The following is a 19,741-nucleotide window of genomic DNA, read 5'->3' as shown; positions in this document are numbered from 1 at the left end:
ATGCCGCACAACTTCGACGACGCCGCCCGCGCCGGCGTGCTCGGCCACATGAACGCCGACCACCGCGACGACAACCTGCTGATCGCCCGTGCGTTCGGGGCGGCGACCGCGCAGTCGGCGACCATGACAGGTTTCGACGGCGACGGCGGCGAGTGGGCGGTCATCGACGCGGCGGGTAGGGAGAGCGCACTGCGGGTTCCGTGGCCGGGAGGCGCGATCACCGAGCGACGCGAGGTGCGGCGCGAGATCGTGGCGCTGTACGACGAGGCGTGCCGACGACTCGGGGTCCCGCCACGGCCGCACGACTGACGCGCGACTGACGGACGACGAGATCAGGGGTTAGGGTTACCTAACTTTTCCCCTATGATGACGCGTATGCCCGAGATCGCCTCCTTTTCCGCCGCGCTGCGCGAGCGCTCCAGCGCCGCGCACACCTCGAGCGAGCATTCCGGCTTCATGACGGATCTGATGAAGGGCGAGGGGACCCGCGACGACTATGTCGCCCTGGTCGCCCAGCACTGGTTCATCTACGACGCCCTCGAAGAGGCCGCCGAGCGGATGAGTCACGACGCCATCGCGGCGGTGTTCATCTCCGACAAGCTCACCCGCCTCCCCGCCCTCGAAGCCGATCTGGAGTTCCTCGTCGGACCCGACTGGCGCGAACGCATCGAGGCGCTTCCGACCACCCAGCGTTACGTCGACCGCATCCGCGCCGTCGGACGCACCTGGGCCGGCGGCTTCGTGGCGCACCACTACACGCGATACCTCGGAGACCTGTCGGGGGGACAGTTCATCGGCCGCCTCATGCAGCGTCGCTTCGGCTTCGAGACCAACGGGGTGGGCTTCTACCTCTTCGACGACATCGCCGACCCGAGCTCGTTCAAGGCGGTGTACCGCGAGCAGCTGGATGCGGCGCCGTGGGACGAGGCGGAGCGGGAGCGGGTGATCGACGAGGTGCTCGTGGCCTACCGCTTCAACACCGAGCTGTTCGAGGATCTCGGACGCGCGAAGGCCAGCGCCGTCGCCTGACCGCATCCGGGTCCGGCCTCGCGAGGGGTCGCGTCGTGTGGGGTAGAGGCCCGGCGCTGCCGCGTGTCGCGACCCCTCGAGGGGGTGCCGCAGCGTCAGAGACGCGAGCGGAGGGCGCTGCCCATAAAGCGCTGCACATCGGGGTCGACGCGGATGTCGCTCGGGCGCAGGGGCCGCGACAGATACAGCCCGTCGAGCGAGGTCAACCGGCTGAGCGCGACATAGGTCTGCCCGGGTGCGAAGGCGCCCGACCCCAGGTCCACGACGGCCCGCTCGTACGTCTTGCCCTGGGACTTGTGGATGGTGACCGCCCACGCCAGGCGCAGCGGGAACTGCGTGAACTCGGCCACGATGTCGCGGGACAGTGTCTTGGTGCCGGGGTCGTACGCGTAGCGGAACCTCTCCCACACCGCCGGCTCGACGTCGTGCTCGGTACCGTCCACGTCGACGCGCACGGTGCCGCCCGCGATGCGGGTGACCGTGCCGATGGTGCCGTTGACCCATCGCGGCGCCTCGCCGAAGGTCGCCGTGTCGTTGCGGAGGAACATCACCTGCGCGCCGACCTTCAGCTTCAACTCCTGATCGGCGGGGTAGTTGCCCTCGCCGCGGCCGAAGTCGCCGCTGATCTCGGCGGCGGCGGTCTGCATCCGCCCGCCCAGCGCATCGAGGTGACGCCGGTTGATCGTGTTCACGATGTCGTTGCGGGTGGCGAGGGTGATGATCGGATGCTCCCCGTCGGCGGGGTCGGGCGGAGTCCGGGCGCCCGCCCCGTTGAGCACGCCCGCCATCTCGGCCGTGACCTGGCCGTGGCGCACCGCGTTCAGCAGCGCCTTGAAGGCCGGATCGGACTGGCGATGGATTTCGGCGAGCTCCCGCACGTGCAGCCCTGCGCCGTGGGAGCCGATATCGAGCACGCCGTCGGTCGCCTCGCCGCCCGTCCAGACCTTGGCGTCGAAGAACCAGAACGAGCGGTAGTGGTCGCGGATGTAGCGCATCTCGTCACCGCGGGGCGGAACCGGCGCCAGCTGATACGGGTCGCCGAACATGACGATCTGAACCCCGCCGAACGGCTCGGCTCGGCGGCCCCGCGCCTGCCGGAGCGAACGGTCGATGCCGTCCATCAGGTCGGCGTTGACCATGGATATCTCGTCGATCACGAGCGTGTCGATGGCGTTGAGGAGCTTGCGGGTGGCATCCGACTGCTCGATCTGCCCCGTCGCGATGAGTCCGATCGGCAGGCGGAACAGGGAGTGGATCGTCTGGCCCTCGACGTTGAGGGCCGCCACCCCCGTCGGTGCGCACACGGCGATCTGCTTCGAGGTGTTCCACGCGAGGTGCTGGAGCAGGGTGGACTTGCCGGTCCCCGCGCGGCCGGTGACGAACACGTGCTCGCGGGTGTCTTCGATGAGCCGGAAAAGCGCCTCCTGCTCGGCGGAGAGGGCGGGCGTGCTCACCGCATCATGCTAGTTCGGCCGGCGCAGCGGCGTGGCCCGCCTCCCCGGTGCAGCGTTTCGCGGCGGAGTTTCTAGACTGAGGATGTGGACGACCCGCTCGCAGCGACGCCGACCCCGGCCACGTCCCGTGCCGCCCGCGGGCGGCGGCGTCTCGCGCGCGACCTGGTGCTGCTGGCGATCGTCGGGGCTCTGCTGATCGCAGCGTTCGCGGCCGGAGGCGCGGCGCTGTATCGCGAGTTCTACAGCCCCACCGCGTTCGTGCTGCGGTACGTCGAGCTCCTCCGCGACGGCGCCGCCGCCGACGCGCGGGTCGTGCCCGGCGTGGCGCTGACACCGACCGAGCTGGAGGCGGCGGGCCTGCCGGCCACGGCATCCGACGCCCTGCTGCGGTCGGCGGCCCTGCGTCCGCTGACCGATGTCGAGGCGATGTCGGAGGAATCGAAGGGCGACACCACCCGCGTCACGCTGTCGTACGAGGCCGGTGGACACGAGGGGACGACGACGTTCGCGGTGAAGCAGGACGGGTGGGTCGGCATCCTCCCCCGCTGGCGGTTCGCCGTCAGCCCGCTCGCCGTCATGGACCTCACCGTGCGCGGCTCGATGCGCTTCGAGGTGAACGGCTTCGAGATGGACAAGCGACAGGTCTCCGCCGCCGGCGCCGAGGCCGATCCGCTCGCGCCGGTGCCGCTCCTGGTCTTCTCCCCCGGCCTCTACTCCGTCGCGGTCGAGACGCCCATCTCGGCCACGCCGGGCGTCGCCGTGCTGGCGGATGCCCCGCGTGCCGACATCCCCGTCGACATCCAGGCCGAGCCCACCGAGGAGTTCGTCGGCGTGGTGCAGGAGCAGGTGAATCAATTCCTCGCCGACTGCGCGACGCAGGAGGTGCTCCAGCCGACAGGGTGCCCGTTCGGCTACCAGGTGCGCAACCGCATCGTGAACGTGCCGGCGTGGTCGATCGTCCAGCCGCCGGTCGTGCAGGTCGAGCCCGACGGGGCGGGGTGGAAGATCCTCGCCGCCGACGCGGTCGCACACATCGATGTCGACATCCGGTCGCTGTTCGACGGTTCGGTGCGCACGGTGTCGGAGGACGTGCCGTTCCTCGTCGCCGGCACGATCACCGTGCTCCCCGACGGCACCGCCTCGATCCAGGTGTCGGGCGGCAACTCCTAGCCCCTCGCCCACATGGGGATCGCCAGCGGCGGGCGCCTATACGAGGAACGGGCGATCGGGGCTGGTCAGCGGCGGGCGCGGGTGTCGCGCTCGGCGAGCGCGGCCAGGCGCGCGTTGTACTCGGCGAGTTCGGCGTCGCCCGAGCGGTCTGCCTGACGGTCGCGGCGCCGCTGCGTGCGCTCATCCGACCGGCTCCACTGGATCGCCACCGTGATCGCGAGGATGAGCGTCGGGATCTCGCCGATCGACCACGCCACGCCGCCGCCGACGTATTGATCCTCGAGGGGGGTCGCACCCCAGGCGCGCCCCATCGCGCCGAACCATTCGGCGATCATGAGACCGCTCTGCATCATGATCGCGATGCCGAAGAACGCGTGCATCGCCATGACCGCGATGAGAACGAGCAGACGCAGGGCGTACGGGAGTCGGTAGGGCACCGGGTCGATCCCGATGAGCGACAGGACGAAGAGGTAGCCGGTGATGAGGAAGTGCGACACCATCCAGACGTGGCCGATGTGGTCGTACAGCGACCAGCGGAAGAGGTCGGTGTAGTAGAAGAGCCAGAGCGATCCGATGAACAGCCCCGCAGCGACGTACGGATTCGTCAGCACGCGGGCGGCCGGGCTGTGCACGGCCCAGAGGATCCACTCGCGCCCGCCGCGACTGCCGTCCTCGCGCTTTCGGATGGCGCGGGCGGCCAGGGTCACCGGCGCACCGGGAACGAGCAGCAGCGGGATCGCCATCGTGAGGAGCATGTGCCCCACCATGTGCATGCTGAACAGGTAATCCTGGTACGCGTTGATCGGGCCGCTGGTCACCCAGAAGAGCAGCAGCATCCCGGCGATCCACAGCACCGTGCGGTAGACCGGCCACGCGTCGCCGCGGAGGCGCAGACGCCACACGCCCGCCAGGTAGAAGAAGGTGCCGAACGCCGCGACGAGAAGCCACAGCAGGTCGATGTCCCACGCGGTGAACCAGCGCTCGACGGTCAGCTCCGGCGGAAGCGGTGCGCCGGTGAGGATCTCGGCCGGTGTGCCGAGGATCGGGGCGTTCAGCGACGCCGGGGGCGGCGTGCGCGCGAGAGCCGCCGCGGCACCGCTGGCGATGCCCATGAACGCCAGCTCCAGCAGCACGAGGCCCCAGAACCGCCGCGCCGCATCGTCGTCGCGGATGCGGCCGATCAGCCGTCCGCGATACCACGCGCCGAGAAGGCCCAGCGCCAGGAGCGCGAGCACCTTGACCAGCACCAGCACGCCGTACGGCGACGCGAGCGCACCCCACCCGCCGAGGCCGATCGATGCACGCACCGTGCCGGAGATCGCGACGACGATGAAGGCGATCAGCGCGAGGGTCGAATAGCGCAGCAGCACGTCGGCCAGGGTCTTGCGCTCGAGGACGGGCCGGATGACCACGAGCAGCACCAGACCGCCGAGCCATACCGCTGCCCCGAGGATGTGCAGGACGAGCGCCGTGACGGCGGCGGTGTGGTTGGCCTCCTCGCCCGAATGGCCCTGCGTTCCCATGGGGATGAGGGCGGCCACGGCGAGGATCGCGACGAACAGCGTCGGCGTCCAGGCGCGCACCGCGAAGGTGAGCACCGTCAGGAGCGCCCCGGCGATCGTGGTGAGCAGCCACGCCCGGCCGAGCTCGACCTCGACGAGAAAGCGGCCCAGCTGCTGCCCGAACACCGCGTCGGCGCTGGGCGCGGCGTTCATGGTGTTCACGAACGTCAGGAATCCGGTCAGCGCGGCGGAGGCGGTGAACAGTGCAGCGCTGACCGATGCGGTGTCGAGGGCGACGTCGAACGCGCGGCTCTCGCCCGGCAGCGCGTACAGCGCGAGCACCAGGGAGCCGATCATCCCGGCGGCCGTGAGGTTCACGGCGAGGGTCGCGACGGGCAGTCCCCAGCGGACGACCGGCCCGGGGTCACCGAGAACCAGGGGCGTCGCTCCGCCGCCGTAGGCGAGTCCCCAGACGAGCACGGCGACGGCGACGACCGCGAGGATCGCGGGGCCGGCCAGGCGCAGCAGACGGGGGTTCACCGCTCAAGCCTATGCGGGCGCGGCTGGGGAAACGGGGAAGGGGGGATGCCGCAGCATCCCCCCTTCGAAGCTTCGCGTCGTTACTTGACGGCAGCCTTGAGCTTGGAGCCCGCGGTCACCTTCACGCGCTTGCCCGCGGGGATGGCGATCTCCTCGCCCGTCTGCGGGTTGCGGCCGGTGCGAGCCGACGTCTCGACCTGCTCGAAAGCGATCCAGCCGGGGATCGAGACCTTGCTGCCCTTGGCGACCGCCTCGGAGACGGTGGAGAAGAGGGAGTCGAGCACGCCCGACACGGCGGACTGGCTCTGACCCGTTGCGCTCGCAATGCTCGCGACGAGTTCGGTCTTGGTGATGGACTTGTCAGCCATTCGGTTGTCCTCCCAGGCGGCCGAGCGGCCGCCTTTCGTTACATCGGACGGGGTTTACCCCCGGGTGGTCGGATCGACCGCCTTGAACATATCAACAGAGCCGCGGAATTCCGCGGATTTTGGGCCGTTCGGGCCCGATCTGGCGGCGTGTCGCGCGGGAATGTGACTGCTGAGGCGTCTGAGGCGGCACCGGGGCGACGCGTCGCGGCGCCGGAACTCCTCAAGATCGGACCGATAAGTGCACGCGCCGCCCTCCTCGGGCGGAAATCGGCGGGAATTTGAGGAGTTCGGCACGAGCGGACGCGAAAGGGGCGGGGGTTCCGGAGAACCCCCGCCCCTTCGACGGATGCGTGCTGGCTTACCAGCTCGACAGTGCCCTATACGTGCTGGCTTACCAGCTCGACAGTGCCCTATGCGTGCTGGCTTACCAGCTCGACTTGGTCACGCCGGGGAGCTCCCCGCGGTGCGCCATGTCGCGGAAACGCACACGCGAGATGCCGAACTTCGTCAGCACGCCACGGGGGCGGCCGTCGATGGCGTCACGGCTGCGCACGCGCACGGGCGAGGCGTTGCGAGGCAGCTTCTGCAGGCCCACGCGAGCGGCTTCGCGCTGCTCGTCGGTCGAGGCCGGGTCGACCAGCGCCTTCTTCAGTTCGGCACGCTGGGCGGCGTAGCGCTCAACGACCACCTTGCGCTGTTCGTTGCGCGCGATCTTGCTCTTCTTGGCCATGAGATCAGCGCTCCTCTCGGAATTCGACGTGCTTGCGGACGACCGGGTCGTACTTCTTCAGCACGATGCGGTCGGGGTTGTTGCGGCGGTTCTTGCGCGTCACGTAGGTGTACCCCGTGCCGGCGGTCGAGCGCAGCTTGATGATCGGACGGACGTCCTGAGCCTTCTTCGCCATTAGAGCTTCACACCCTTCGCGAGGAGGTCCTTCACGACGGACTCGATGCCGCGAGCGTCAATGACCTTCATGCCCTTCGCCGAGACGTTGAGCTTGATGTTGCGACCCAGCGACGGAACGAAGTAGGTCTTCTTCTGCACGTTCGGGTCGAAGCGGCGCTTCGTCCGTCGGTGCGAGTGCGAGATGTTGTGACCGAAGCCGGGAACCGCTCCAGTCACCTGGCACACTGCAGCCATGGTGATGTCTCCTTCTGTACCGTGAGGCCGGACGGCCTCACCCAAGATCCCTTGTCTGCACCCTCCGGCCCTCGATGAGCTCGGGAACCGGACGACGGGCGCGAACTGCGTGCTGGAGTGCGCGCAGACAAAGATTCAGCCTAGCATGTCCGGGATCAGTGCCCGGCGCCGCCCGGTCGACGCTGCAGGCGCGTCTCCTCCTGATCGAGCATGATCTGCGCCTCGGCGAGGATCCGCGACGGGTAGACCCCGGATGCGCGCAGCTCGAGCATCTTCTCGCGCTCGGCGGCGACGATCGCGAGCCGGAGCTCGCGGAAGACGCGGTGCGGTGTGTCGCTGACGGCGCCACGGCGACCCGCCCGCTCCCACGCCGCCTCGGTGTTCAGGAACGATGACTGCCGCGCACGCTCGACGACCTCGGGGTCGACGTCGTCCCCGCGCAACGTCACCTCCTCGTCCAGCGCCTGGAGTCCGGCCGTGCTGAGGGTCTCCAGCAGCTGCGCGAACTCGCGGCGATCGTCCTGCGCGTCGATCCCCTGCACTCCGAGCATCTTGATGAGCCAGGGGAGGGTGCCGCCCTGCAAGACGATGCTGACGACCGCCACGGTGAAGGCGATGAGGACGAGCTGCGGGCGGTAGGGCGTGTCGTGGGGGAGCGACTGGGCCGCGGCGAGCGTCACGACGCCGCGCATCCCCGACCACCCCAGGACGACGCCGCCGCGCCAATCGATGCGCTCCTGCCGCTGTGTCTCCAGGTCGGCGCGGCGCCGCGTGTAATCGCGCTCGAGTCGGTTGCGTGCGAGCGCCTCCCGCCGGGATGTCGTCGGGTGGGTGCGGTAGTAGTAGAGCGCGAGCAGCGCCTGATACGTGCGCCTCTCCGCTCGCCGCGCCCGCGTGCCGAGGGCGTAGACGAGCGGTCCGATCCACAGGTAGCGGATGGCGATGAGCGCGAGGGTGGCCAGGAGGCCGATGCCGATCGAGTCCCACACGCCCAGGATCTCGGGATCCACGTGCTCGATGAGCGTGCGGATCTCCAGCCCGATGAGGAGGAAGACGCCGTTCTCGAGCAGGAACTGGATGGTGCGCCAGTTGATGCGGTCGGAGATGCGCGACTGCGGCGAGAACTTCGCCGGCGCCGCATGCCCGGTGTAGAGCCCGGCTACCACCACGGCGAGGATCCCGGATGCTCCGAGCTGCTCGGCCGGCATGAAGGCCACGAACGGCACCGCCAACGACAGTGCGGTGTCGAGCACCGGGTCGCTCAGCTTCGAGCGCACCCACACCGTGACCCAGCCGGCGACGAGACCCACGACGACTGCCACGACGACGGCGTAGAAGAAGTCGAGCACTCCCGCCCACGGCGACGCGAGGGCGCCCGCTGCCGCGGCGACGGCCGAGCGCAGCAACACCAGCGCGGTCGCATCGTTGACGAGGCCCTCGCCTTCGAGGAGGGTCAGCAGGCGCGGCGGCAACCCCAGCCGGCGACCGATCGAGGTCGCGGCCACCGCATCCGGAGGGCTGATGATCGCCCCGAGCGCCACCGCCGCGGCGAAGTTCAGGTCGGGAAGCAGGAAGAACAGCAGCACCCCCGTCGCGAACGCGGTGACGATGACGAGGACGACCGACAGGCTCGCGATCGGCGCCAGGTTGCGCCGGAAGTCGATGATCGGCACGCTGATCGCTGCCGCGTAGAGGATCGGCGGGAGCAGCCCGTCGAGGATGATCTCGTGCGGCACCTCGATGTCGGGGACGCCGGGGAGGTAGGACAACCCGACTCCGACGACGACGAGGATGATGGGCGCGGCGATGCCGAGCTTCTTCGCGAAGGCGGCGACACCCACGATCACGGCTACCGCCACGACCGCGTATACGCCCAGTTCCATCGCGTCCAGCCTATCTTCGAGGGTCAGCCCTATCTTCGGGGGTCAGCGAAAGGTCCGGCCGGCCTCCTCGGCGCCGCGGCCCCAGCGAAACGGCGACACGGTCGGGTCGCCGGGGATCCAGAATCGCCACGGGAAGGCCGAAGTTCCGGCGACGCCCGCGACGCCCACCCGCGGACCGGCCGCGACCTCGCCGAGGGGGTCGACGAGCAGCTCGAGCGACGCGACGGCCCCCGCGAGCGGCTCCCCGCCGACGACATCGATGCCGTCGTGCACCGGATGCCGCAGCCCCACCGCGTCGCCGAGCCGGCCGGGACCGCGGGCGAGATCGCGCAGCGTGCGGACGACGCCGCGGCGCTCCACGCGGCGGCGCGTGGCGATCTCCACGCCCTCGAGCACTTCGCCCGCGCGCAGCAGGATCCCGCCGGCCACCCCGTCGGGACCGCACACGACGTTCACGCACGAGTGGATGCCGTGGCTGAGGTACACGTACAGGTGACCCGGCTCCCCCCACATTGTCGCGTTGCGCCTCGTCGGGCCGCTGCGGGCGTGGGAGCCCGGATCGGCGCGGTCGCCCGTTCCCAGACCGTGGTACGCCTCGACCTCGGTCAGCCGCAGCACGACAGTCTCTCCGGCCACGACGGTGGTCAGGCGCGCGCCGAGGAGGAGCGGAGCCACCTCGAGCGGCAGCGCCAGCAGGTCGTGCCGAGTCACGGCGCGGTACGCGTTCATGACGGCGGCTCCTGGCACCACGACACGTCGAACCCGCCGAGACCGACGACCTCGTCGCCGGTGGCGATCTCGAGGATGCGGGTCTCGAGCCGCTCGGGAAGGGGGAGGCGGTACCGGTCGTACGGGTTCGCGGCGGCGTCGGGGGCGATCAGCAGCGCGGCGTATCGTCCGCTCGGTGAGACGCACGTCTGCAGGACGGCGTCATCCGGGCCGAACTCGGCGAGCACCGAGACCGCGCCGTCGTCGCCGACGTGCGCGACCCGCGTGCCGAGCACCGCGCTGGTGTCGCTGACCTCCGCGAAGCGGCGGATGGTCCCCGCGCCCTCGCCGGGGACAGGGGTGACCGTCCCCGCGACGCCGGCGCCCTCCGCGGGCTCGACGAGGGTGCGCTCGGAGCCGTCGGTGAGGTCGATCACCGCCACGGCGTCGGGCCTCTCGACGACCGCCTCCGACGATCCCCGGGCGATGCCCTCGATGCCCACGGCAGACCCGAGGGGCGCGGCATCCGCGCCGTCGGCTGCCGACAGGAGCAGGCGCCCGTCGAAGGTGAGGGCGAGGATGCTGTCGGTGTCGGGCACGAACCGCCACTCCGCCACGCGCGCGTCTTCGCCCGGCAGAGCCACGGCGGTCGGCGCTTCGCCGTCCGCACCCTCGGCGAGGGAGGCGGTGAACAGCGCGCTCTCGACGCCGCCGCCCGAGCCCAGTTCGGCATCGGAGTACGTGTAGCCGATGCGCTCCCCGCGGTCGGCGGTCTGCAGATTCGACACGAAGCCGTCCCCCGGCAGCGGCAGATCGCGCTCGTGGCCGCCGCCCAGGTCGGTGACGAGGAGGCGGTCGCGGTCGTCCTCCTGCACGGCGACGACGAGGTGCGAACCGGTCGCGCGGAAGTCCTCGATGTGATCGTGGGTGAACACCGGCGTCGCGTCGCCGGAGAGATCGGTGCGGGAGATCGTGTCGCCGTCCGTGCCGCGCTGCAGCAGGAACATTCCGAGCGCGGGCGTGCGGAAGCGCTCCTCCAGCGTGGCGGGCGGCCCCGCCCCCACACCCCGCACATCGCGGATGCGGACGGTGTAATCGGTGTCGTCGCGCAGCGGGAGGGTGAAGCGCAGCCCGACGCTGCGCCCCGAGGTGTCGACGGTGAAGGGTGTCTCCGGCTCCACCTCCACATCGGCGGCATCGACCTCGCGCAGCGACTGGGTGGTGGTGAGGATCAGGCGCGCACCGGATGCCGCGACCGCAGCGTCCGGATCGACGTGCACGTCAGTGATGCGCGGTCCCTGAGCGACGGTGACGGCCGCCCCGACCGTGGCGACGAGCACGAGCACGCCGAGCGACGCGGCGAACGTCGCCGCGAACCCGCGCGCCCGTCGTCGCCGGGTGCGGGCGCGGCGCGAGTCAGTACTCATACGGGTCCTGCGGCTCGTCGATCGGCGTGATCTCGTCGGCGTCCACGCGCAGCGCACCGTCGGCATCCGCGCGAACCGTTCCGGTGATCGTGACCCACTGGCCCGTCTCGGGCGCGCGCGCGTCGGCCGAGACGGGAAGGCTCGCGGTCTGCGCATCGATCACGCAGTGCGTGATGACGAGTCGCGTGAGGTCGAACACGCCGTCGTCCCCGGGGGTGACGAAGCCGGTGAGGGTCACCGGGTCGCCGTCGAAGGCGTCGGGGTCGGTCGCCGAGGCGAACACGCCCGCCCACTCCCCCACGCCGAACTCCGACGTGTCGCCGGATGCGGCGAGCGTGATGACGTCGGCTCCCGCGAACAGGGGTGCGGCGCCGATGTCGCGAGAGACCGCGAGATCGGCCGAGAGCGAAGCGGCGGGGGTGACGAGGAGGGCGACGACGACACCGGATGCGACGACGCCGCCGGCGACGGTGGCCACGGCGCCGGCGCGCATCCGTCGCCCCGGCCCGCCCTCGTCGTGGGCATGATCGTGGCCGTGATCCTCCTCGCTTCCGAGGGGAAGCGCGAAGCTGGCGACGGCACCGACGAGCACCACGGCGGCCATCCCCACCGCGAACCATGCGGAGTCGGGGTTGAGGTACAGGCTCAGCCGTCCGGTGAGCGCGAGCGCGAGGGTGATGACGGCGAGGCTGGTCGCCAGTCCCACGCCGAGCCAGCGCGTCGCGACGGCGCCCAGCATCCGGTTACGCAAGGAGGTTCACCACCGTTCCGAGCGCGAAGGCGGCGGACACCACGATGAGCGTCATCCCGACGAGCACGCGCGTGGTGAAGGTCGTGCGCAGGAGCGCGAGCATCTTCACGTCGACGAGCGGACCGACGAGCAGGAAGGCGACGAGGGAGCCGGGGGTGAACGTCGAGGCGAACGACAGGGCGAAGAACGCATCGACGTTCGAGCAGATCGACACGACCAGGGCGAGCACGATCATCGTGGCGATCGACAGCGCCGGGTCGGAGCCGATCGCGAGGAGCGCCGAGCGCGGCACGAGCACCTGCACGGCGCCGGCGATCGCCGAGCCGATCACGAGCGCCGGCATGACCGCGCGGAGCTCGACGACGAACTGCGCGATGCTGCGGCGGGCCCTGCCGCTCGTCGCGGCCGTTCCCACGCCCAGCGCGCACGCGTCGCGGAACCGGTCGGTGACGAGCGCGTCGGGGTCGGGGTGGCGGCTGTACAGCCAACCGATCAGGTTCGCCACGAGATATCCGCCGACGAGGCGGGCGATGAGGATCCCGTCGCTCCACCCGAACGCGGCGTGCGTGGTGAGGATCACGATCGGGTTCACGATGGGCGCCGCGACGAGGAACGTGAGGGTGTCCGACACCGACAGTCCCCGCATCATCAGTCCGCGCGCGAACGGCACGTTGCCGCACTCGCACACGGGGATGAGCATGCCGAGGAGCGAGAGGACGGCGCGGCGCGCCCACGCACGCCGCGGCATCCACCGTTCGATCAGCCCGGGCGGAACCCACACCTGCACGACGATCGAGAGCACCACGCCCAGCGCCACGAAGGGGAGCGACTCCAGCAGCACGCTCGCGGCGAGCGTGAGACCGTCCTGCGCGCGGGTGGGGAGGGCATCGCCGAACAGACCCGGAGCGAAGGCGTCGAGGGCGAACAGGAGAAGGACGGATGCTCCGCCCGCGGCCAGCCAGAGCGGCGCGCGACCGCGCGAGCGCTGCCGAGCCGGAGCCGTGCGGGTCTGGGTCACGCCTTCTCGCGGGTGCACGACGCGCAGCGGCCGAAGATGTCGACCACGTGCTCGGCGTCGGTGAAGCCGTGCTGGGCGGCGGTGCTGCGCGCCCACTGCTCGACCGCGGTGGCCTCGATCTCGACCGTCAGCCCGCACGAGCGGCAGATGAGGTGGTGGTGATGCCCGGTCGACGAGCAGGCGCGGAAGAGGTTCTCCCCCTCGGGGCTCTGCAACGAGTCGGCCTCCCCCTGCTGCGCCATGCCGGCGAGGGTGCGGTAGACGGTCGCCAGGCCGATGCCGGTGTTCTCGCCGCGCAGCGTGGCATGCAGGGACTGCGCGCTGACGAATCCCCCGGCATCCGACAGCGCCTCGCGCACGCGTTCGCGCTGCCACGTGTTGCGCTGGAGGGTCATGATGCCGATTCTACCGAGCGGTGCTGTGCGCGTCCCGGACGCGGGTTTCGCGCCCGGTCACGCCCGGGCCCTCCGCACACGACCGCGGCGCGCGCCGATGGCGCGGCAGACGAGGTAGATGACGAACGAGATCGTCGTGATGTACGGGCTCACCGGAAGCGTCCCGGCGACGGCGAGGAGGATGCCGCCGACCGCCGACACCAGCCCGAACACGGCTGCCAGGACGGGCACGGCCAGCGGCCCGGTCGCCACGCGCATCGCTGCCGCCGCGGGGGTCACCAGGAGCGCCATGACCAGGAGCGCGCCGATGATGTGCACGGCCACGGCCACGATGAGGCCGAGCAGCAGCATGAACGCGAGCGAGACTGCCGTGGTGGGCACCCCGCGTGCGGCGGCGGACTGCGGGTCGAGCGAGTCGAAGCGCAGCGGCCGCCAGAGAAGCAGCAGGCCGATCAGCACGAGCGCGCCGATGGCCATGAGCCACCCCAGCTGCGAGGTCTGCACCGACACGATCTGGCCGGTGAGCAGGCTGAAGCGACTGGCGCTGCGTCCGTCGTACAGCGACAGGAACAGGATGCCGAGGCCCAGCCCGAAGGGCATGAGCACGCCGATGATCGAGTTGCGGTCGCGTGCGCGGGCGCCGAGCCATCCGATGATCGCGGCGGCGATCAGGGACCCGACGATCGACCCGGTGACCACGTCGAAGCCGAGGAGGAGCGCCGCGGCGGCGCCCGCGAACGACAGCTCGCTGATGCCGTGGACGGCGAAGGCCATGTCGCGCTGCATCGCGAACACGCCGATGAGGCCGCCGACGAGCCCGAGCACGGCCCCCGCGAGTACGGAGTTCTGCACCAGCGCGAGGATCTCGCCGTATTCGGGAAGGCCGCCGAACAGCGCGTCCCACACGTCGGCGCTCACCCGTGCACCTCGTCGGCGTGGTGGTGGTGCGACTCCTCGGCATCCGGCGCCCCGACGACGACCAGGCGCCCGCCCGCGCGGAGCACGTACACCGGCGCGCCGTACAGGTCCGTGAGCACGCGCGAGTTGAGGACGTCGTCGGGCCGGCCGAGCATGAAGCGGCCGCCGGCGAGGTACAGGATGCGGTCGACGTTGCCGAGAACGGGGTTGATGTCGTGCGTCACGAGCATCACGGCGGCGCCGGTCTCACGGCGGTGGCGGTCGAGGAGCCGCACGACCGCCTGCTGGTTGGCCAGATCGAGGCTGGTCAGCGGTTCGTCGCACAACAGCAGCCGGGGGTCGTCGGCGAGGGCCTGGCCGACGCGCAGCCGCTGCTGCTCGCCGCCGGAGAGCAGCCCGACCGGGCGATCGGCGAAGTCATCGGCCCCGACGGCGTTCACGAGCGCGTCGATGCGCGCCCGGTCACCGCGCCGTGGGAACGGGAGCCCGAAGCGGTGCCCGTCGACGCCGAGCGCGACGAGGTCGCGTCCGCGCAGCGCCGTCTCGGCGGGGAGGGGGCGCTGCTGCGGGATGTAGCCGATGCCGCGGTTGCCGGGGCGGTGCACCTCGGCGCCGAGGGCCCGGATGCTGCCGGCGCTCAGCCGTTCCAGACCGAGGATGGCGCGCAGCAACGTGGTCTTCCCGGAGCCGCTCGGACCGAGGACGGCGATGAGCTCACCGGGCTCGACCTCGAGATCCAGGCCGCTCCACAGCGTCCGTCCGTCGCGGGTGAGGGCGGCGCCGGAGATCTCGAGGGGGCGCGCGGACGTCACCGAGCGAGCGCGTCGGCGAGCGCGGCGGTGTTCGCGTCCATCCACGAGAGGTAAGTCTGACCCTCTGGGAGCGTCTCCGCGAACTCGACGACCGGGATGCCGCGTTCTTCGGCGTCCGCGACGACCTCGGTGGTCTCGGCGCCGCCGGTCTGCGCGTTGACGAGCACCGCCCGCACCTCACCGCCGTCGAGCAGATCGAGCGCGGCGAGCAGCGTCGCCGGCGGCACATCCTGCCCCTCCTCGACGGCCTCGAGGAAGGCCTCGGGCGTGACGTTCGTCAGCCCCGCGGCAGCCACCAGGTACAGCGGCACGGGCTCGGTGGCGAAGACGCTCTCCCCGCCGTTCGTCGCGGCGATCTCGGCGAGTGCGGCTTCGAGATCGGACACCCCCGATCCGAACTCCTCCGCGTTCGCGGTGAAGGTGTCGGCGTTCTCGGGCTGCAGCTCGCTCAGCTCGGCGGCGATGCCCTCGGCGAGATGCGCCATCGTGTGAGGGTCGTACCAGACGTGCTCGTTGAAGCCCTCGACGTGCTCGTGGTCTGAGTGCTCCCCCTCCCCGTGTGCGTGCGCGCCGTCCTCGTCCGCCGCGTGCGCGCCGTCCTCCTCGGCCTCGTGCCCGGCGTTCTCCGGCCAGTCGTGGGAGAACTCCGCGGCGGTGAGCACCGGAGCATCCGTGCCGGCGGACTCGATCAGCGCGTCGACGAAGCCGTCGTACCCGCCGCCGTTCTCGATGATCAGGTCGGCGCGGCTGAGGGCGAGCTGGTCCTGTGCGCTGGGCTCGAACGAGTGCGGGTCCTGCGCAGCGGAGTCGATGATCGACGTCACCTCGACCGCGTCGCCTCCGACCTCCTCGGCGATCTGCCCGTAGACGTTCGTCGAGGCGACGATCCGCAGCACGCCGTCGTCGGCGTCGGCGGACGTGCCGGCGCATCCAGCAAGGACGAGCACGGAGGCGGCGGTGAGAGCGGATGCGGCGGCGAGGCGGGAGCGGGTCACCCCCTCACCGTAGCGCTACTGATAATCGTTCTCAACTCGGGGCGTCACGCATCCGGCTTCGTCTCGCTGCGCTCGCTCAGCCTCGGGCAACCGCGCACCCCCTGGACCCTGAGCGAGGGAGCGCAGCGACCGAGACGAAGGGCCGGGCCCGCGGGTCAGTCCAGCAGCAGCGCGGGCTCCTCGAGGACGGATGCGACGTCGGCGACGAAGCGCGACACGCCGTCGCCGTCCACGACGCGGTGATCGAACGAGCCCGACACGGTCGTCACCCAGCGCGGGCGCACCTCGCCGTCCACCACCCACGGCTTCTGCCGGATGGCGCCGAGGGCGACGATGCCGACCTCGCCCGGGTTGATGATCGGCGTGCCGGCGTCGACCCCGAAGACGCCGATGTTCGTGATCGTGATCGTGCCGCCGTGCTGGTCGGCGGGGGTGGTCTTCCCCTCCCGCGCGGTGAGCGTGAGCTTCTCGAGGGCCCGGGCGAGCTCGCGCGTGTTGAGGTCCTGAGCGTCCTTGATGTTCGGCACGAGGAGTCCTCGCGGCGTCGCCGCCGCGATCCCGAGGTTCACGTAGTGGCGCACGCTGATCTTCGCGCCGTCGTCCCCGTCCACCCACGCGGAATTGACCATGGGCGTGCGCCGCACCGCCCAGATCACCGCGCGCGCCATGATCAGCAGGGGCGAGATCTTGATGTCGGCGTACTCCGGCGACGCCTTCAGCCGCTTGACGAGCTCCATCGTGCGCGACGCGTCGACGTCGACCCAGACCGAGACGTGCGGAGCCGAGTAGGCGCTCGATGTCATCGCGTTCGCGGTGGCCTTGCGCACCCCGCGCACCGGGATGGATTCCTCTCGGGCGTCCGGCGCCGGCCGTGCGGCGTCCGGCGCCGCCGACGGTACCGCGATCGTCTCTTCGCGCACCTCGCCCCACTCGGGCGTCTGGATGTTGCGGAACACGCTCGCCTGCGACGCGTGCTGCACGACGTCCTCGCGCGTCACCTCCCCCGCCTGGCCACTGGGCACGACGGTCGAGAGGTCGACGCCCAGGTCGCGAGCGAGCTTGCGGATCGGCGGCTTCGCGACGACACCGACGGATGCGGCGACGGGGCGCTCGGCCGGCGCACGGCGCCGCGACGACACATGCCCCGCGCTGCCGTACCCGACGAGCACCGCACCGCCCGGGTCCGTCGCATCCGGTACCACCGCCGGTGCGGAGGGTGCCGTCGACGGCGCATCGCCCGTGGCGATCGTGATGATCGCTGCGCCGACCTCGACCGTGTCGCCCTCGCCGGCCAGCAGCTCGCCGACGGTCCCGGCGAACGGCGAGGGGAGCTCCACGAGCGACTTGGCGGTCTCGATCTCGACGAGCACGTCGTTCACGGCGACGTCGTCGCCCGGGGCGACCCGCCACTGCACGATCTCGGCCTCGGTCAGCCCCTCACCCACGTCCGGGAGGAGGAAGGTCTGCGTGCTCATGGGCGGTCCTTTTCGCTCAGTAGGCGAGGGCGCGGTCGACGGCCTCGAGGATGCGGTCGGCATCGGGAAGGTACGCGGCCTCATACTTCGCCGGCGGGAACGGGATGTCAAAGCCCGACACGCGCAGCACGGGCGCCTCCAGGGAGTAGAACGCGCGCTCGGTGACCGTCGCGGCGATCTCGCTTCCCACGCTGACGAAGCCGGGCGCCTCCTGCGCGTAGACCATGCGCCCCGTGCGACGGACGGAGTCGACGATGGGGTCGAAGTCTACCGGCGACAGCGAGCGCACGTCGATGACCTCGCAGCTCGTACCCTCGCCCTCGGCGAGGGCCGCGGCCTGCAGCAGCACGCTCACCATCGCGCCGTGGCCGACGAGCGTGACGTCGGTTCCGCGCCGCACGACGCGGCTGGCGTGCAGCGTGAGGGCCGGATCGTCGGTGTCGACCTCGCCCTTCTGCCAATAGCGGCTCTTGGGTTCGAGGAAGATGACCGGGTCGGGCGAGGCGATCGCCTCCTGGATCATCCAGTACGCGTCGTGCGGTGTCGACGGGCTCACCACGCGCAATCCCGGCGTGTGCGCGAAGTACGCCTCCGGGCTCTCCTGATGGTGCTCGACGGCGCCGATGTGGCCGCCGTACGGGATGCGGATGACGACGGGCATCGAGAGCGCGCCCTCGTGCCGGTAGGTGATCTTCGCGAGCTGCGCGGTGATCTGGTCGAAGGCGGGGAAGACGAACCCGTCGAACTGGATCTCGCACACGGGCCGGAAGCCGGCCATCGCCAGGCCGATCGCCGTCCCGACGATCCCCGCCTCGGCGAGGGGCGTGTCGATCACTCGCCGAGGCCCGAAGTCCGCCTGCAGCCCCTCCGTGACCCGGAAGACCCCGCCGAGCGGGCCGATGTCCTCGCCCATCAGCAGCACGCGGTCGTTCTCCGACAGTGCGCGGCGCAGGCCCGCGTTCAGCGCGCGGCTGAACGGCATCGACTCGGTCATGAGGCCTCCTCCGAGAACGAGGCCTCGTACGCGGCGAACCACCGCTCCTGCTCGGCGATGTCTCCGAGCTCTTCGCTGTAGACGTTCGCGAACATCTCTCCGGGCTCGGGAACACCGAGCTCGACCGTGCGGCGGCGGGTGTCGGCGGCGAAGTCGGCCGCCTCCGACTCCACATCGGCGAAGAACGCCTCGGATGCGCCGCGTTGCTCCAGGTGCGTCCGCATCCGCGCGATGGGGTCGCGACGCAGCCACGCCTCCTCCTCGGCGGAGGTGCGGTACTTCGTCGGGTCGTCGCTGGTCGTGTGCGCGCCGAGGCGGTAGGTCACCGCCTCGATCGCGCGGGGGCCGGCCCCGCTGCGCGCCTCGTCGAGGGCGACGCGGCTCACCGCGTAGCTCGCGAGCGCGTCGTTGCCGTCGATCTGGATGCTGGGGATGCCGTAGCCGGTCCCGCGGTGCACGAGGGGGGCGCGGGACTGCGTCCGCACCGGAACCGAGATCGCCCACTGGTTGTTCTGCAGGAAGAAGACTTCGGGGGCCTGGTAGCTGGCGGCGAACACCATCGCCTCGTGCACGTCGCCCTGGCTCGACGCACCGTCGCCGTAGTAGACGATGACGGCCTCGTCGCGGTCGGCGTCGCCGCTGCCCGATCTCCCGTCGAAGGCCAGTCCCATCGCGAGCCCGGTGGCGTGCAGGGTCTGCGCGCCGAGCACGAGCGTGTACACGTGCGTGTTGCCGTTCTTCGGGTCGAACGGGTTCCAGCCGCCGTGCGTCAGGCCGCGCATGACCCGGATGACATCGACGAGATCCACGCCGCGGATGCGGGCGACGGCATGCTCGCGGTAGGAGGGGAACACGTGATCCTGGGCGCGCAGGGCCCGCGCGGAGCCGACCTGCGCCGCCTCCTGCCCGTATGACGGCGGCCACAGGGCGAGCTGCCCTTGACGCTGCAGGTTGGTCGCCTCACGGTCGAACGCGCGGATTCCGACCATGTCGCGGTACAGCTGCTCGCGCAGCCCGTCGGACATCGCCTCGACCACCTCGAGGTAGGGCTCCGCGGCGGGCGTCGGGCTCAGCGTCCCATCGGCGGCGAGAACGCGTACCAGGGCGGTATCGTCGCGCGGCACGAGGTCTTCGGGCAGCTCCTCAGGCGCAGTCACGTTC

Annotated in this window: 21 protein-coding genes; 3 read left to right on the top strand and 18 right to left on the bottom strand. The window is 71.0% G+C overall.

The annotated features are described in order from the left end of the window. Both ACTU3I_RS02750 and ACTU3I_RS02745 read left to right on the top strand, forming a co-directional pair. Positions 1-309, top strand: coding sequence for a DUF2470 domain-containing protein (locus ACTU3I_RS02750; protein ID WP_442924077.1), 309 nt, complete (start codon positions 1-3; stop codon positions 307-309). A 66-nt stretch (positions 310-375) separates the two neighbouring features. Continuing rightward, positions 376-1,029 (top strand): biliverdin-producing heme oxygenase, encoded by a 654-nt coding sequence (locus tag ACTU3I_RS02745; protein WP_442924076.1) that lies wholly within the window; start codon positions 376-378, stop codon positions 1,027-1,029. 95 nt (positions 1,030-1,124) lie between these two features. Here ACTU3I_RS02745 and ACTU3I_RS02740 read toward each other — a convergent pair whose 3' ends face one another. Next, positions 1,125-2,483: an ATP-dependent DNA helicase gene (locus ACTU3I_RS02740; protein WP_442924075.1), complete on the bottom strand. Its 1,359-nt coding sequence runs from the start codon at positions 2,481-2,483 to the stop codon at positions 1,125-1,127. Positions 2,484-2,567: 84 nt separating this feature from the next. Between ACTU3I_RS02740 and ACTU3I_RS02735 the strand changes: the two genes are divergently transcribed. Beyond that, the gene (locus ACTU3I_RS02735) at positions 2,568-3,653 is read left to right on the top strand and encodes a hypothetical protein (RefSeq protein WP_442924074.1); all 1,086 of its coding nucleotides are present in this window, start codon (positions 2,568-2,570) and stop codon (positions 3,651-3,653) included. A gap of 65 nt (positions 3,654-3,718) precedes the next feature. On the opposite strand, the gene ACTU3I_RS02730 is transcribed toward ACTU3I_RS02735, so the two are convergent. The 17 genes from ACTU3I_RS02730 to ACTU3I_RS02650 form a co-directional block, all read right to left on the bottom strand. After that, positions 3,719-5,695, bottom strand: coding sequence for a cytochrome c oxidase assembly protein (locus ACTU3I_RS02730; protein WP_442924073.1), 1,977 nt, complete (start codon positions 5,693-5,695; stop codon positions 3,719-3,721). Positions 5,696-5,775: 80 nt separating this feature from the next. After that, entirely contained in the window at positions 5,776-6,063 is a 288-nt protein-coding gene (locus tag ACTU3I_RS02725; RefSeq protein ID WP_125133173.1) for an HU family DNA-binding protein, read from the bottom strand. A gap of 424 nt (positions 6,064-6,487) precedes the next feature. After that, on the bottom strand, positions 6,488-6,793 hold the full coding sequence (rpsN, locus tag ACTU3I_RS02720; RefSeq protein ID WP_442924072.1) for a 30S ribosomal protein S14: 306 nt from the start codon (positions 6,791-6,793) through the stop codon (positions 6,488-6,490). A gap of 4 nt (positions 6,794-6,797) precedes the next feature. Continuing rightward, positions 6,798-6,968, bottom strand: coding sequence for a 50S ribosomal protein L33 (gene rpmG / locus ACTU3I_RS02715; RefSeq protein ID WP_029145259.1), 171 nt, complete (start codon positions 6,966-6,968; stop codon positions 6,798-6,800). Then, entirely contained in the window at positions 6,968-7,204 is a 237-nt protein-coding gene (gene rpmB / locus ACTU3I_RS02710; RefSeq protein WP_168913235.1) for a 50S ribosomal protein L28, read from the bottom strand. Before rpmB ends, rpmG begins: the two co-directional genes overlap by 1 nt. Positions 7,205-7,359: 155 nt before the next feature. Next, the gene (locus ACTU3I_RS02705; protein WP_442924071.1) at positions 7,360-9,087 is read right to left on the bottom strand and encodes a cation:proton antiporter; all 1,728 of its coding nucleotides are present in this window, start codon (positions 9,085-9,087) and stop codon (positions 7,360-7,362) included. Between the two features lie 42 nt (positions 9,088-9,129). Then, positions 9,130-9,816, bottom strand: coding sequence for a DNA-3-methyladenine glycosylase (locus tag ACTU3I_RS02700; protein ID WP_442924070.1), 687 nt, complete (start codon positions 9,814-9,816; stop codon positions 9,130-9,132). Then, positions 9,813-11,222, bottom strand: coding sequence for a hypothetical protein (locus tag ACTU3I_RS02695; RefSeq protein ID WP_442924069.1), 1,410 nt, complete (start codon positions 11,220-11,222; stop codon positions 9,813-9,815). Before ACTU3I_RS02695 ends, ACTU3I_RS02700 begins: the two co-directional genes overlap by 4 nt. Further along, complete coding sequence (locus ACTU3I_RS02690; protein WP_442924068.1) at positions 11,212-11,961, bottom strand: TIGR03943 family putative permease subunit; 750 nt, start codon at positions 11,959-11,961, stop codon at positions 11,212-11,214. Before ACTU3I_RS02690 ends, ACTU3I_RS02695 begins: the two co-directional genes overlap by 11 nt. A gap of 4 nt (positions 11,962-11,965) precedes the next feature. Beyond that, positions 11,966-12,991 (bottom strand): permease, encoded by a 1,026-nt coding sequence (locus tag ACTU3I_RS02685; RefSeq protein ID WP_442924067.1) that lies wholly within the window; start codon positions 12,989-12,991, stop codon positions 11,966-11,968. After that, positions 12,988-13,386, bottom strand: coding sequence for a Fur family transcriptional regulator (locus ACTU3I_RS02680; protein ID WP_442924066.1), 399 nt, complete (start codon positions 13,384-13,386; stop codon positions 12,988-12,990). Before ACTU3I_RS02680 ends, ACTU3I_RS02685 begins: the two co-directional genes overlap by 4 nt. A 57-nt stretch (positions 13,387-13,443) precedes the next feature. Further along, positions 13,444-14,304, bottom strand: coding sequence for a metal ABC transporter permease (locus ACTU3I_RS02675; protein ID WP_442924065.1), 861 nt, complete (start codon positions 14,302-14,304; stop codon positions 13,444-13,446). Continuing rightward, a complete protein-coding gene (locus tag ACTU3I_RS02670; protein ID WP_442924064.1) occupies positions 14,301-15,116 on the bottom strand; it encodes a metal ABC transporter ATP-binding protein in 816 nt (271 codons plus the stop codon). The genes ACTU3I_RS02675 and ACTU3I_RS02670 overlap by 4 nt, the downstream gene beginning before the upstream one ends. Further along, positions 15,113-16,111: a metal ABC transporter solute-binding protein, Zn/Mn family gene (locus ACTU3I_RS02665; RefSeq protein WP_442924063.1), complete on the bottom strand. Its 999-nt coding sequence runs from the start codon at positions 16,109-16,111 to the stop codon at positions 15,113-15,115. The genes ACTU3I_RS02670 and ACTU3I_RS02665 overlap by 4 nt, the downstream gene beginning before the upstream one ends. Before the next feature lie 155 nt (positions 16,112-16,266). Continuing rightward, positions 16,267-17,586 (bottom strand): dihydrolipoamide acetyltransferase family protein, encoded by a 1,320-nt coding sequence (locus ACTU3I_RS02660; RefSeq protein ID WP_442924062.1) that lies wholly within the window; start codon positions 17,584-17,586, stop codon positions 16,267-16,269. A 16-nt stretch (positions 17,587-17,602) separates the two neighbouring features. Beyond that, on the bottom strand, positions 17,603-18,580 hold the full coding sequence (locus ACTU3I_RS02655) for an alpha-ketoacid dehydrogenase subunit beta (protein WP_442924061.1): 978 nt from the start codon (positions 18,578-18,580) through the stop codon (positions 17,603-17,605). Beyond that, positions 18,577-19,737, bottom strand: a complete 1,161-nt coding sequence (locus ACTU3I_RS02650) for a thiamine pyrophosphate-dependent dehydrogenase E1 component subunit alpha (protein ID WP_442924060.1) — start codon at positions 19,735-19,737, stop codon at positions 18,577-18,579. Before ACTU3I_RS02650 ends, ACTU3I_RS02655 begins: the two co-directional genes overlap by 4 nt. Positions 19,738-19,741: the final 4 nt, after the last annotated feature.

The sequence above is a fragment of the Microbacterium sp. RD1 genome, assembly GCF_052220165.1.
GTDB lineage: Bacteria > Actinomycetota > Actinomycetes > Actinomycetales > Microbacteriaceae > Microbacterium.
Note: the sequence above shows the minus strand (reverse complement) of the source record. Positions and strands in the feature narration are given on the sequence as shown.